The sequence below is a fragment of the Brevundimonas sp. D3-1P genome (assembly GCF_055809335.1).
The window spans coordinates 2,648,109-2,661,937 of sequence record NZ_CM147908.1 but is presented as its reverse complement, the minus strand read 5'-3'; the positions used below and the strand labels follow the sequence as shown (position 1 = coordinate 2,661,937).

The window sequence follows — 13,829 nt, the reverse complement described above, 5'->3', positions numbered from 1 at the left end:
CGTTGGCATCCTGACAACGGATCGGCGCCGCCCCGGGCGTCCGACCAAAGCCTCAGGACGCCTCATGGCCTATCGCACCCTCAATCCCTTCACCGAAAAACTGGTGGAGGGCTATCCCGAACACACCGACGAAGCCGTCGAGGCGGCGCTGGTCCAGGCCGACGGCGTGTTCCGTTCGGACTGGTCGAAAGGCGACATCCAACCGCGTCTCGCCGTGCTGAAATCCTTGTCGGCCCTGCTGACCGAGAACCGCGACAGTCTGGCCCGCACCATCGCCGAAGAGATGGGCAAGCCCCTGGCGCAAGGTCAGGGCGAGATCGACCTGTGCGCCGGCATCGCCGCCTACTATGCCGAAAAGGCCGCCGACTTCCTCAAGCCGCAGAAGATCGAGAGCGAGCTGGGCGAGGCCAGGGTCGAGTTCCACCCCATCGGCGTCCTGCTGGCGGTCGAGCCGTGGAACTTCCCCATCTATCAGCTGATCCGCGTGGTCGCCCCGGCCATCGCGGTGGGCAATCCGGTCCTCTACAAACACGCCGGCATCGTGCCCCGCTGCGCCGCGCGTTTCGCCGAAATGGTGCGTGAGGCCGGCGCGCCCGAGGGCTTTGTCGCCAACCTCTACATCTCCTCGGACAAGGTCGCCGAACTGATCGGCGACGACCGCATCCAAGGCGTGGCCCTGACCGGGTCCGAGGGCGCCGGCGCCAAGGTCTCGGCCCGCGCGTCGGAAATGCTGAAGAAGTCCACCCTGGAACTGGGCGGCAGCGACGTCTTCGTGGTGCTGGACGACGCCGATATCGAAAAGGCGGTCGCGGCTGGCGTCGAAGGCCGTCTGTCCAACGCCGGCCAGGTTTGCACCGGCTCCAAGCGCTTCATCGTGCAGAAGTCGGTCGCCGACGCCTTCACCACCGGCTTCGTCGAGGGCATGACGAGCGCCGTCATGGGCGATCCGCTGGACGAGGCGACCGTCCTGGGTCCGCTGTCGTCCGAGGACGCATTGAAGACCCTGACCGAACAGGTCGAAGAGGCGGTTCGGCACGGCGCCAAGGCCGTGATCGGCGGCAAGCCCGCAGACCGCACCGGCTTCTTCTACGAACCCACCGTCCTGACCGAGGTGGCCCGCGACAATCCGGCCTTCTATCAGGAGTTCTTCGGTCCCGTGGCCCAGGTCTTCGTGGTCGAGGACGATGACGCGGTCGTGGCGCTGGCCAACGATTCCCGCTTCGGCCTGGGCGGCTCGATCTTCTCGGGTGACACGATCCGCGCCCGCAAGCTGGCCTCGCGGATCGAAACGGGGATGGTCTTCATCAACACCACGACCACCTCCATGCCCGAACTGCCGTTCGGCGGCGTCAAGCGCTCAGGCTTCGGCCGCGAGCTGGGCGACGTCGGCATCAAGGAGTTCGTCAATCGCAAGCTGGTGGTCGTCGGCGCCGACTGACCGCCCGCGAGCCGAAGGAAAAGGGCCGGCGGATCGCTCCGCCGGCCCTTCCTTTTCAACCCGTCGACCGGCCTATTCGGCGGCGATCGGGGCTTCGGTTTCCGGGCCGCGGGCCAGGTTGCGCAGGACGTAGGGCATGACGCCGCCGGCCAGCAGATAGTCCAGCTCGGTCTGGTTATCGATGCGGCAACGGACCGGGAAGCGGGCCATCTTGCCGTCCGACGGGCGGAACAGTTCGACCCACAGGTCCTGGCGCGGCTTCAGCTTGCCGACGTTGGCGTCGGCCAGGCCGCGGATGGTGACGATCTCCTCGCCCGTCAGGCCCAGCTTCTGCCAGCCGTCCTGCTTGAACTGCAGCGGAACCACGCCCATGCCGACCAGGTTCGAACGGTGGATGCGCTCGAAGCTTTCGGCGATGACGGCGCGCACGCCCAACAGGCGCGTGCCCTTGGCCGCCCAGTCGCGCGACGAACCGGTGCCGTATTCCTTGCCGGCGAAGACGACCAGCGGACGGCCTTCCGACTGGTATCTCATCGCAGCATCGTAGATCGACATGACGTCGCCCGACGGGAAGTGCTTGGTCACGCCCCCTTCGATCTCGGGCGTGATGCGGTTCTTGATGCGGATGTTGGCGAAGGTGCCGCGCATCATGACTTCGTGGTTGCCGCGACGGGCGCCGTAGCTGTTGAACTCGGCCGGCTCGACCCCGTGGTTGGTCAGATAGACGCCGGCGGGCGAGGTCTTCTTGATCGAACCGGCCGGGCTGATGTGGTCGGTGGTGATCGAGTCGCCGAAGATGGCCAGCACCCGCGCCTCGACCACGTCCTGGACCGGGGTCGGCTCCATCGACAGGCCTTCGAAATAGGGCGGGTTGGCCACATAGGTCGAGGCGTCGTCCCATTCGTAGGTCTGGCCGCCGGCGACGGCGATGGCCTGCCAGTGCTTGTCGCCCTTGAACACGTCCTTGTAGCGTTTGGCGAACATGGCGGGGGTGACGGACTTGCGCTGGATGTCCGCGACCTCCTGGGTCGTTGGCCAGATGTCCTTCAGGAAGACGTCGTCGCCCTTCTCGTCCTGGCCGATCGGGTCCTTGGTGATGTCGATCCGCATCGAGCCGGCGATGGCGTAGGCCACGACCAGAGGCGGCGAGGCCAGGTAGTTGGCCTGGACGTCGGGGTTCACCCGGCCCTCGAAGTTGCGGTTGCCCGACAGGACCGAGGTGGCGACCAGGCCGTTGTCGTTGATCGCCTTGGAGATGGCCGGGTCCAGCGGGCCCGAGTTGCCGATGCAGGTGGTGCAGCCATAGCCGACCAGGTTGAAGCCCAGGGCGTCCAGATCCTTCTGCAGGCCGGCGTCGGTCAGATAGTCGGTCACGACCTGGGAGCCGGGGGCCAGCGAGGTCTTGACCCAGGGCTTGGCCTTCAGGCCCAGCGCATTGGCCTTGCGCGCCACCAGGCCGGCCGCGATCAGCACCGACGGGTTGGAGGTGTTGGTGCAGGAGGTGATGGCGGCGATCACCACGTCGCCGTCGCCGACGGTGAACGTCTCGCCGTCGACCGCCGCGCGCGGGGCGTCGGACGGGCGGCTGAAGACTTCGGTCAGGGCGCTCTCGAACGAGGGGGCGGCGGCGGTCAGTTCGACGCGGTCCTGCGGACGCTTGGGTCCGGCCAGCGACGGCACGACGGTCGCCAGGTCCAGTTCCAGCGTGTCGGTGAACACCGGCTCTTCAGAGGTCTCGTCGATCCACAACCCTTGGGCCTTGGCGTAGGCCTCGACCAGGGCGACGCGCGCCTTGTCGCGGCCCGTGGCGGTCAGATAGGCGATGGTGGCGGCCGAAACGGGGAAGTAGCCGCAGGTGGCGCCGTATTCCGGGGCCATGTTGGCGATGGTCGCCTGGTCTTCCAGCGTCATGCCGGCCAGGGCGTCGCCGAAGAATTCCACGAACTTGCCGACCACGCCCTTCTTGCGCAGCATCTGGGTGACGGTCAGCACCAGGTCGGTCGCCGTCGCGCCTTCCGGCAGCTTGCCGGTCAGCTTGAAGCCGATGACTTCGGGGATCAGCATCGGGATCGGCTGGCCCAGCATGGCGGCCTCGGCCTCGATGCCGCCGACGCCCCAGCCCAGGACGGCCAGGCCGTTGATCATGGTGGTGTGGCTGTCGGTGCCGACGACGGTGTCGGGATAGGCGACGGTCGTCTTGCCCTCGGTCAGGGTCCAGACGGTCTGGGCCAGGTTCTCCAGGTTCACCTGGTGGCAGATGCCGGTGCCGGGCGGCACGACGCGGAAGTTGTTGAAGGCCGACGACCCCCAGCGCAGGAAGTTGTAGCGCTCGATGTTGCGCTCATATTCGCGCTCGACGTTCTGGCCGAAGGCCTTGGGCGTGCCGAAGTTGTCGACCATCACCGAGTGGTCGATCACCAGGTCGACCGGCACCAGCGGATTGATCTTGGCCGCGTCGGCGCCCAGGGCGCTCATGGCGTCGCGCATGGCGGCCAGGTCGACCACGGCCGGAACGCCTGTGAAGTCCTGCATCAGCACGCGGGCGGGGCGGAAGGCGATCTCGTGCTCGACCGAGCCCTTGTTCTCGATCCAGGCGGCGACGGCCCTGAGGTCGTCCTGGGTGACGGAAACCCCGTCCTCGTTGCGCAGCAGGTTCTCCAGCAGCACCTTCATCGAGCGCGGAAGACGGGAAATCCCGGCCAGCCCGGCTTCCTCGGCGGCGGGAAGGCTGTAATAGGCGTATTTCTTACGCCCGACGGAAAGGTCCTGGCGGGTCTTGAAGCTGTCGATCGACGGCATGGAGAGTTTTCCTCTGGTCAGCGCCGCCCGACAATCCGGTTGCGCCTTCGCGCGACAGACGCAGCGGCTCACAGGACCCCTGCGCGCGCGGCGAAAGCCTGCTGCGGCGACCGTGCCTATAGCCTCGCCGGACCCGACCGTCCATGTGTCCACACCTTCGACAGGGACATTGAGAAGGGTTCGCAAGAATCGCGCGAATTTCGCCCTCCCCCTCCCGGCGAGGGAGAAATCCCCATGATCCACACCCTCTGTCTCTCCGACCTGACGGTCTCGCGCGGCGAGCGGCGGCTGTTCGACGGCCTGAACCTGACGCTGCGCGCCGGCGAAATCCTGACCCTGACGGGCGCCAACGGCGCGGGCAAGACCAGCCTGTTGCGCGCCGTCGCCGGCCTGCTGCGGCCCGACGCCGGAATGATCGGCTTCCAGGACGGCGACGGCAATCCCCTGGACGCGCGAGAGGCGCGCGGGCGCGAAGTGCATTTCCTCGGCCATCTGGACGGGCTGAAGGGCGGACGCACGGCGCGCGAGGAACTGGGCTTCCAGTGCGACTGGCTGGGCCACACCCAATACGGCGTCGATAACGCCGCTGACGTCTTCGGCCTGAAGCCCCTGCTGGATCTGGAGGTGCGCCGATTGTCGGCGGGCCAGCGTCGACGCCTGGCCATGGGGCGGCTGGTCGGATCGCCCCGCGCCCTGTGGTTGCTGGACGAACCCATGGCCCCGCTGGACGGGCGCTGGCGCACGGCCTTCGTCGAACAGATGCGTCGGCATCTGGAGGCCGACGGCCTGATCGTCGCCGCCGTCCACGACCCCCTGCCCCTGACGTCGCGCAGCCTAGACCTGGGAGGCCTGTCATGAGCCGCCCCGGCGATCAGGAACCCCGCCCGCCCGGCCTGCGCGGCGCGACGCGGGTGCTTCTGCAACGCGAACTGGACCTGGCCTGGGGCGGCGGCGGCGGGCCGCTGCTGGCCTGCGGCTTCTTCGCCTGCCTGACGGCGCTGCTGCCCCTGGCGGCGGGCGGCGATCCGCGCACCCTGTCGCCGGTGGCGGGCGGCGTCGCCTGGCTGGCCCTGGCCCTGGCGTCCCTGCTGTCGCTGGAGCGGCTGTTCGAGCGCGATATGGAGGACGGCGCCCTGGACCTTCTGGCCCTGGGTCATCTGGCGCTGGAGCAGGTCGTCCTGATCAAGGCCCTGGCCCAGTGGATCGCCGTCGGCCTGCCCCTGGCCCTGACCGCCCCGGTCGCCGCCCTAGCCCTGGGCCTGCCGATGGCGCTGACGCCGCTGGCCGCCCTGACCGCCCTGATCGGCGGGGCGGGCCTCGCCTTCACCGGGGCGCTGGGCGCGGCCCTGGCGTTGGGCGCCAAGCGCGGCGGCCTGCTGATCGCCGTGGTCGTCCTGCCGCTGTTCATTCCGCCCGTGGTGTTCGGCGCGGGCGCCCTGGAGCGGGCCGCCTCGGGCCAGCCGGTCGGCCCGGCCCTGGCCTTGCTCTCGGCCTACGTCCTGTTCGCCGCCGTCGTCGCCCCCTTCGCCGGGGCGGCCGCCGTCCGCAATGCGCAAGGATGAGCCGCCGCTTGCCCGCCGCCCCATCGCCGCGTAAGCCCTGAACCGATGTTCGGCCTGTCCAATCCGCAGCGCTTCATGGCCTTCACCGGCCCCTTGACGCCCGGTCTGTGGGGCTTGGCCGCCGTGCTGCTGGCGGTCGGAACCTGGCTCAGCTTCACCGTCCCGGCCGACTACCAGCAGGGCGACACGGTGCGGATCATGTTCGTCCATGTGCCGGCCGCCGCCCTGGGCCTGGGGGCCTATGCGGCGCTGGGCGTCTCCAGCTTCTTCGCCCTGGTCTTCCGCCATCCCCTGGCCGACGCCGCCGCCCGCGCCGCCGCCCTGCCGGGCGCCGCCTTCACCGCCCTGGCCCTGATCACCGGCTCCTTGTGGGGCCAGCCGATGTGGGGAACCTGGTGGGTGTGGGACGCGCGCCTGACCAGCGTCCTGGTGCTGTTTCTCTTCTACCTGGGCTATATGGCGCTCAGGGCCTCGATCGACGACGAGCACAAGGCCGGACGCGCCGCCGCCGTCCTGGGCCTGGTCGGGTTGATCAACCTGCCGATCGTCAAATTCTCGGTCGACTGGTGGAACACCCTGCACCAGCCCGCCAGCGTCCTGACCCCCGGCGCGTCGGGCCTGGACCCGGTCTATCTGCCGCCCTTCCTGACCATGCTGGCGGCCTATGGGGTGCTGTTCCTGGCCCTGTGGCTGACGGCCGTCCGCGCCGAGGTCCGCCGCCGCCGCGTCATGACCCTGCGCGCCCGGCGGGTTCAGGAGGCCTGACCCCATGCTCGACCTCGACATGACCCCCTACGCCGCCTTCGTCTGGCCCGCCTGGGGGATCAGCGCCCTGGTCCTGGCCGCCCTGACCGTCCGCGCCCTCGCCGCCGCCCGCAAATGGAAGCGCGAACTGGCGCGCCTGGAAATGGACCAGAGGATGTCGTCGGAAGCCGCGCACCTCAACCGCCCTCAAGCAGCGCAAAGCGCGGTAGGGCCAAAAGAATGACCCGCTGGCTGGCCCTCGCGCCGCTGGCCGTCCTGGCCGCCCTGGCGATCCTGTTCGCCGGCTGGTCGCTGAAGCGCGATCCGGCCTTCAAGCCCGACGCCCTGGTCGGCCAGCCCATCCCCGAGACGGTGCTGCCGCTGCTGTCGGGCGACCAGGCGGGGCCCGGCCATCTCGACCTGAAGACCGCCGGCGTCGGCAAGCCCATGCTGGTCAATGTCTTCGCCTCCTGGTGCGCGCCGTGCCGGATCGAACACCCCAGGCTTTTGGCCCTGAAGGCGCGCGGGATCGCCGTCGTCGGCGTCGCCTACAAGGACGAGCCGGTCGCGACGCGCGCCTTCCTCGACGAACTGGGCGATCCCTATTCCATGGTGCTGGTGGACCGCGAAGGTCGCGCGGGCCTCGACCTCGGCATCTCCGGCGTGCCCGAGACCTTCGCCGTCGACGGCCGGGGCCGCATCGCCGCCAAACAGTCCGGCCCCCTGCTGGACGAGGCCGACATCGAACGGCTGGTCGCCTCCGTCCAGGCGCCCGCCGCGCGTTAACCCTTTTTCGACCGATTGCGTTAACCATGTCGGCATGAGCGCGATTCGTCCCGGCCTGCCGCTGAACACGCCCGCCCAGGGGCTCGACCTGCCCGGCGCGCGCAGCGCCCAGGCGGCCTTCTTCCGCGCCGCCCTCAACCAGGCGGCCTCGGCCCCCACGCCTGCGCCAGCCGCCGCCGTCATGTCCGCGGTCCGCACCGCCACCCCCGCCCGGCCAGCCGAGCCGCCCGTCGCCGCGCCCCAGCGCGAGGCGCCGCGCATCCTGCGCCCCGGATCCTATCTGGACATCCGCGTCTGATCCCGCCACGCCGCCGCACCCGTCCCAGGGTTTCGCGAGCAGCCGCCCAAACGCAAAAACGGGTCTGACCGACCGGCCAGACCCGTTTTTCTTGCGTCCCGACATGGAGCGGGCGAGGCGATTCGAACGCCCGACCCCAACCTTGGCAATGTTGGGGATCAGCATTTCCGGGCTTTTCAGGACGTTCCAAAAATCAGCTTTGTATGTTGTTTTGCATAGAGTTTCTTGTTTATCCGGTTGCGGAGCGTTTCGGCCGGTTTCACTTGAGTTGGTAGCGGAGTGGTAGCGGTGGCTCGGAAATGAGCGTATATTTCTATCGCCATGACGAAGCAAAAACTCACCAAGCGCGTGGTTGAGAGCGCGCCCGTTCCGGAGACCGGCGAGGGTCGAATCTGGGACAGCGAGATCGCAGGCTTCTGCCTTCGGATCTATCCAGGGACCGAGACCCGACAGGGCCATGCAGCCAAGCCGGTCCGAAGAATCTTCGCCATCAAGTACCGGGTCCGCGGGATCCAACGCTGGCTGACGCTTGGCGAGCATGGGGACGGTCCGGACAAGCTCACCGCGGACCGCGCTCGCAAGGAGGCCGCATCGGTGGTGGTCGACGCACGGCGCGGCATCGATCCCGGCGAAGCCCGCAGGCGCATCGAGGGCCTTACCGTCAAAGGCTTGGTTGAGCTCTATCTGGAGAGGGGGCCGGACGACAAACCGACCAAACGGGATTCGTCATGGGCCATGGACCGGACGAACCTCGAGCGCCACGTCGTGCCCCTGCTCGGGAAGATGGCGCTTGATACGGTCACTCGCGACCACATCACCGGGATGATCCGATCGATCACGGCCGGGAAGACCGCCAAGGATGTGAAGACCAAACTTCGTGGTCGATCCATCGTAAAGGGCGGGGCAGGCATCGCTGACCGGACCTATTCCACCCTGCGGGCGACCTTCAACTGGGCGATCGACAAGGGCCATTTCGCCGGCCCGAACCCCTGCGCCAAAGTCGAACGCAAGATTAGGCCGGCGGTCGAGCGCTTCCTGTCCGAGTCCCAGGCTCAGGATTTGATCGCAGCGCTGGACGCCCTGGAAGCGGGTGCGACGATCTCCGAACGGCAGGGCGCTGTCTATCGGCTTCTGCTTCTGACGGGCGCAAGGCGCAACGAGATCGCGGGCCTGCGCTGGACGGAGGTCGATTTTGATCGGCGTCGGCTCGTGCTGCCGCCGAGCCGCACCAAGGCCGGTGGCCGCACGGGGGATCGTCGGATCTCGCTCAACGACATGGCCTTCGGAATCCTGCACCGTCTCTACAAGACCCGCGGTCGAAGCCAATTCGTCTTCCCGGCCGCCAAGGGCGACAACGGATATGCGACCTCCGAGTCCAAGATCTGGCGGGACAAGGTGCTCCCCAAAGCCAAGCTGGAAGGCGTCCGCATCCACGACCTGCGCCACAGTTTCGCAAGCTTCGCCCTAGCCGACGGGGCCAGCCTCCCGATGATCGGCAAGGCGCTGGGACACGCCAACAGTCGCGCCACGGAACGGTATGCCCATCTGAGCGACGATCCTGTTCGCGCGCTTGCAGAGCGGATCGGTGAGCGTTTCAGTCCCAAGGCCTGAACTCGGGTCCACGGGCCGATATCAATCCGGAGCCATGGTTTGACTTTGAGCGTAGTAAGACGCTCGCGGTGTTCCAATATGCCGAATGTCAAACCAACATGTTTGACAATCTTCATATTAGGACACTATGAGTGTTCAAATGATAGGAATGTCAATCGGCGTCTAAAAGGGACCCCCTATCGGCGTGCAATAGGGACCCCCTTTTGAGGTTCGGGATGGACGTCACGAGCGCACCGCTTGCGAGGGTTGGGGCGTAGGGAGGGCGTAGCCCGACCGGAGGCTCAACCCTCGCCTGGCGTTCTTCGTGGAGGGTTAGCTGCGGTGTTTGAAGCGCCAGCTGTCGTTGCCGGTCTCGACGATGTCGCAGTGGTGGGTGATGCGGTCGAGCAGGGCCGTGGTCATCTTGGGATCGCCGAACACGGTCGGCCATTCGCCGAAGGCGAGGTTGGTCGTGACGATCACCGAGGTCCGCTCGTAGAGCTTGCTGATCAGGTGGAACAGCAGCTGGCCGCCCGAGCGGGCGAACGGCAGGTAGCCAAGCTCGTCGAGGACCACGACGTCGAGGCGGCAGAGGTGAGCAGCCAGCGCACCGGCCTTGCCCAGGCGGGTCTCCTCCTCGAGGCGGTTCACCAGGTCGACGGTGTTGAAGTACCGGCCACGCGCCCCGGCCCGCACGACGTTGGCGATGATGGCGGTGGCCAGGTGGGTCTTGCCCGTGCCGGTCCCGCCGACCAGCACGATGTTGCGCCGGTTCGCCAGGAAGGCGCCGCTGTGAAGCGAGCGCACCAGCCCCTCGTTGATCGGCGTGTCGTCGAACACGAAGGCGTCGAGGTCCTTCACGGCGGGCAGCCTGGCCGCCGCCATCCGGTAACGGATGGAAGCCGCATGCCGGTGGGTCGTCTCGGCGCGCAGCAGGTCGGCGAGGATCTCCATGGTCGTGCGCTTGCGCTGCAGGCCCGTGGTGACCGCCTCGTCGAAGGCTCCGGCCATGCCCTTGAGGCCCAGGCCGGTCAGGGCCGCCATCATCTCATGCCGCTGCATGCATGCCTCGCAAGCTGTCGTAGCGGTCGCAGTCCGCCAGAGGCGGATGCCGCAGCGCCAGGTCATCGGGCGTGACGATGCTCAGCGGCCGGGGCGGTTCGCGCCGGCGCGCCAGGATGTTGAGGATGACGTCGTCGCTGACGGTCCCGGCGGCGAGCGCCTCGCGCGCCGCGGCCTCGACCGGCTCCAGGCCGTCTTCCAGCACCGCCGCCAGAACCCGCACGAACCGGCGATCGGCTTCGTCGCCCGCACCCAGCTTGCGCCTCAGGCGGGCCAGCCCCGGCGGCAACTCCCAGTCCTGGAACGGCGCGCCATTGCGCAGGGCTCCGGGCTTGGTCGCCAGCACCGGGAGGTAGTGCCAGGGATCGTAGAGGGTCCGGTCACGACCGAAGAACCGGCGATGGTCGGCGACGACCTCACCCTCGCAGCGCACGACGATCCGGTCGGCATAGGCGCGGACCTGCACCGTACGGCGCCCGGCCTTCGCCATCACCGAGTAGCGGTTACGGTCGAAGCTGATCAGGCAGGTCCCCGTCACCGCGTGCTCGCTCTCGTGGAAGCCGTCGAACGGGCCCAGCATCGGCTGCAGCGCCGGCCGCTCGGCGGCCAGGGCCTGAGCAACCGTCAGCTCTTTCTGCTCGGGGTGCTGACGCAGCTCGCCCCAGCGCCGGCACTCCGCCTCCAGCCAGCCGTTCAGCTCCTCCAGGCTGGTGAAGCGCAGGCGCGGCTGGAAGAACCGTCCCCGGGCCGTCTGGACCTGGTGTTCGACCTGGCCCTTCTCCCAGCCCGCCGCCGGGGAGCAGGCCGTCGGCTCCACCATGTAGTGGCTCGCCATGACCAGGAAGCGCCGGTTGAACACCCGGTCCTTGCCCGTGAACACCGTCGTCACCGCCGTCTTCATGTTGTCGTAGATCCCGCGCGTCGGCACGCCGCCGAAGAAGGCGAACGCCCGCGCATGCGCGTCGAACAGCATCTCCTGGGTCTCGCGCGGATAGGCCCGAACATAGATCGCCCGCGAGGCGCACAGCCGCATGTGCGCCACCTTCACCCGCATCGGCTTGCCCGCGATCTCCACGTCCTCGTGGCTCCAGTCGAACTGGTAGGCCTCGCCCGGCCGGAACATCAGCGGGATGAACGATGGCGCGTCCGCCACGCCCCGGCGTCGCTTCAGCCGCCACCCCGCCGCGTAGCGCCGGACCGCGTCGTACGACCCGTCGAACCCCTCGCGCACCAGCAGGTCATGAACCCGCGTCATCCGCAGCTTCTCGCGCCGCGGCCGCGCCTCGTCCTCTTCCAGCAGCTCATCGAGCCTGGCCTGGAACGGCGCCAGCCTCGGCAACGGCTGCACCGCCCGCCGATAGGCGAACTCCGCATCCGGCTCCCGGATCGCCTTGCGCACCACCTTGCGCGACAATCGAAGGTCACGCGCGATCGCCTTGATCGCCTTCCCGGACGCAAACTCGCGCCGAATCCTCAACACCGTCTCCAACACCAACATCCCGAACTCGCCGCCTGACATCCGCCAAGCCGCCACCGTTAGACCTCAGGAATGAGGGGTCCTTATTCGACGCCGATCACACCGCTAACGGGGTCCCTTTTCCACGCCGATCCACACCCAGGTACAGGTCAGAAGCTCGGCCATCTGGGCCCGGTCCAGGTTTCGTGCGGAGCGGTAGTCGATGTCTTCGGCCGCGGCAGGGATCTTCAGTCGGGCGGCTTTCAGGATGCGTTTCAGGCGACGGTCGTCACGATACGCCGCTTCAGCCTGCAAGAGGTGCATTAGCCGATCGTGGAACGGTAGATCGGCGAACGCCGGCGTGGCCGCGTGATGCTCGACCGCTTCCACCATGCCGTTGAGGCCGAGGTCGCGGAGTTTGTCGATGATGTGGGTGGTGTTCATGACTCGTCTCCGGCGAAATAGTCGGGACCGCGCACGTTCTCATTCGTCGCGGCAGCGGCTGTTTTGGGCGTGATGAAGTCTGCCGGGTCCGTGAACTCCAGATTCCGATCCAGGACATTGCGCACATGGGCCAGTCGGGGTTCGCCGCACCGCACGGCGCGGGCGCAGGCTGCTTCCAGCCTCACCGGACCGACGCGGTGCGCCAAGGCCCGAAACGAGCGATAGACGGCGGTCTTGGCCGCGCCGAAGAACGGACGCCCAGCTTCGCCCTGGACCACAGCCTGAACACCGGGCCCATGCAGACGGGACCATAGGACAAGATCTTCGTCCTCCCCCGCGCGCCGCGCCAAATGGTTAGGTGGCATATGGGCTGGATCAGTCGAGGCCTCGCCCGCTACGGCCAGGCGCGGGTGGACGCCTACCGGCTTCCCGTCGTGCCAGATCTCGACCGTGGCGGCGTTCGCGCGCACATCAACCCGCTGCCCGATCAGGGTATGCGGCGCCGAGTATCGGCGCTGATCGTGCATGACGTGATAGTCTGGTCCGAGGAGCAGCTGACGCCTGACCTCGAAGAAGGCGAACGGCTCCGCCTGGAGAGGCCGCAACGCCGGACGGTCCAACTGCTCGAACAGAGTGGTGCGAGACTCTCCCGGCGCGCGCCGCAGCGCCTTGGTGTTGAGGCGGATGAGCAGGCTGGCCAGCAAGGCGTTCATCTCACCGAGCGACATCGCCGGGCGATCTGCGAGGGCCAACCGCAACAGGCGCTGAATCAGCTTCACGCCGATCTCCACCTTCGCCTTGTGCGTGGGACTGTAAGCCTTGGCGGGGCGTGCGATCGTTCCATGATGGTCGCAAAAGGCTTGAAACGTCGGATTGATCTCAGGCGCCTGTCCGCGCTTGTGGGAAATCACAGCGGCCTTGAGGTTGTCGGAGATGATCACCTGCGGGACGCCGCCGAAGAACCGAAGCGCCTGCTCGTTCGCCCAGATCCAGTCGCCCGCACGCTGTGAACGGGTGACGCAGGCGAAGGTGTAGTCAGAGGCGGGCAGCACCGCGACGAACAGTTCGAACGGGACCCGGTCGGCGGGGTCATCGTCTCGCCCGCGCGGCCGAAGCCCGGCGAAATCGACCATCATGGTTTCGCCAGGCCGGTGGCGCTGTCGCATGATCGGATGAGCCGCCACGTTGTATTCTCGGAATTTGCGGCAGTAATCGCGATAGGAGATGGTCGGCTGGTCGCCCGCCGTCTCGACGTAGGTGTCGTGCAAATCCTTGAGATGGTGGCCGGCCTTGACCTTTACGGCCACGGCCGCCCAGTCTGGCTGCAACTGTCCAATGGCCATCGGCGCCGATCGGCCCGCATTGAAGAGGCGCATCAGATCGCTGTCAGAAAGTGCGCAAAGGCCTTCGCATGTCAGGGACATCTCCAGGGCAAGCGAGCGGTAGCGAGCGACGGTCGTGTAGGAACAGCAGATCATGCGGCCGATCTGCCGATTGCCGTAGGCCGTGGTGAGGATGAGGCGCAGCAGGCCTCGCGGGTCGAACATGGAAGCTCCCGTTGTTCAATTCTTGATGATGGGAGCCTGAAAGGGGCGCGCGCGTCGGCGGTCTCCGTCGCGCTGACGCGACGGAGATTCCTTGACGGCGATG

13 protein-coding genes are annotated in these 13,829 nt (G+C 67.7%); 8 read left to right on the top strand and 5 right to left on the bottom strand.

The genetic code is table 11. The features are described 5' to 3' along the window. Positions 1-64 precede the first annotated feature (64 nt). Positions 65-1,438: an NAD-dependent succinate-semialdehyde dehydrogenase gene (locus AC0L6G_RS13430; protein WP_473252471.1), complete on the top strand. Its 1,374-nt coding sequence runs from the start codon at positions 65-67 to the stop codon at positions 1,436-1,438. 72 nt (positions 1,439-1,510) lie between these two features. Here AC0L6G_RS13430 and acnA read toward each other — a convergent pair whose 3' ends face one another. Beyond that, entirely contained in the window at positions 1,511-4,237 is a 2,727-nt protein-coding gene (gene acnA / locus AC0L6G_RS13425; protein WP_293827845.1) for an aconitate hydratase AcnA, read from the bottom strand. 234 nt (positions 4,238-4,471) lie between these two features. On the opposite strand from acnA, the gene ccmA reads away from it, so the two are divergent. From ccmA to AC0L6G_RS13390, 7 genes are all read left to right on the top strand, one after another. Beyond that, entirely contained in the window at positions 4,472-5,095 is a 624-nt protein-coding gene (gene ccmA, locus AC0L6G_RS13420) for a heme ABC exporter ATP-binding protein CcmA (protein WP_473252470.1), read from the top strand. Then, complete coding sequence (ccmB, locus tag AC0L6G_RS13415; RefSeq protein ID WP_473252469.1) at positions 5,092-5,799, top strand: heme exporter protein CcmB; 708 nt, start codon at positions 5,092-5,094, stop codon at positions 5,797-5,799. Before ccmA ends, ccmB begins: the two co-directional genes overlap by 4 nt. A gap of 45 nt (positions 5,800-5,844) precedes the next feature. After that, entirely contained in the window at positions 5,845-6,564 is a 720-nt protein-coding gene (ccmC, locus tag AC0L6G_RS13410; RefSeq protein WP_473252468.1) for a heme ABC transporter permease CcmC, read from the top strand. A 4-nt stretch (positions 6,565-6,568) separates the two neighbouring features. Beyond that, positions 6,569-6,787 carry a heme exporter protein CcmD gene (ccmD, locus tag AC0L6G_RS13405; protein ID WP_220675553.1) on the top strand — a complete coding sequence of 73 codons (219 nt, stop codon included), beginning with the start codon at positions 6,569-6,571 and terminating at the stop codon, positions 6,785-6,787. Next, complete coding sequence (locus tag AC0L6G_RS13400) at positions 6,784-7,329, top strand: DsbE family thiol:disulfide interchange protein (protein WP_473252467.1); 546 nt, start codon at positions 6,784-6,786, stop codon at positions 7,327-7,329. The genes ccmD and AC0L6G_RS13400 overlap by 4 nt, the downstream gene beginning before the upstream one ends. A 34-nt stretch (positions 7,330-7,363) precedes the next feature. Further along, entirely contained in the window at positions 7,364-7,627 is a 264-nt protein-coding gene (locus AC0L6G_RS13395) for a hypothetical protein (RefSeq protein WP_293827836.1), read from the top strand. Between the two features lie 321 nt (positions 7,628-7,948). Further along, positions 7,949-9,238: a tyrosine-type recombinase/integrase gene (locus AC0L6G_RS13390; RefSeq protein ID WP_201099695.1), complete on the top strand. Its 1,290-nt coding sequence runs from the start codon at positions 7,949-7,951 to the stop codon at positions 9,236-9,238. A 312-nt stretch (positions 9,239-9,550) separates the two neighbouring features. Here the strand turns inward: AC0L6G_RS13390 and istB are convergent, their stop codons facing one another. The 4 genes from istB to istA (AC0L6G_RS13370) form a co-directional block, all read right to left on the bottom strand. Next, positions 9,551-10,279 (bottom strand): IS21-like element helper ATPase IstB, encoded by a 729-nt coding sequence (istB, locus tag AC0L6G_RS13385; RefSeq protein WP_003170613.1) that lies wholly within the window; start codon positions 10,277-10,279, stop codon positions 9,551-9,553. Continuing rightward, positions 10,266-11,777, bottom strand: coding sequence for an IS21 family transposase (gene istA, locus AC0L6G_RS13380; RefSeq protein ID WP_164952576.1), 1,512 nt, complete (start codon positions 11,775-11,777; stop codon positions 10,266-10,268). Before istA (AC0L6G_RS13380) ends, istB begins: the two co-directional genes overlap by 14 nt. Before the next feature lie 84 nt (positions 11,778-11,861). Further along, a complete protein-coding gene (locus tag AC0L6G_RS13375; RefSeq protein ID WP_473252466.1) occupies positions 11,862-12,179 on the bottom strand; it encodes an ATP-binding protein in 318 nt (105 codons plus the stop codon). Further along, positions 12,176-13,726, bottom strand: coding sequence for an IS21 family transposase (istA, locus tag AC0L6G_RS13370; RefSeq protein WP_091738377.1), 1,551 nt, complete (start codon positions 13,724-13,726; stop codon positions 12,176-12,178). The genes AC0L6G_RS13375 and istA (AC0L6G_RS13370) overlap by 4 nt, the downstream gene beginning before the upstream one ends. Positions 13,727-13,829 lie beyond the last annotated feature (103 nt).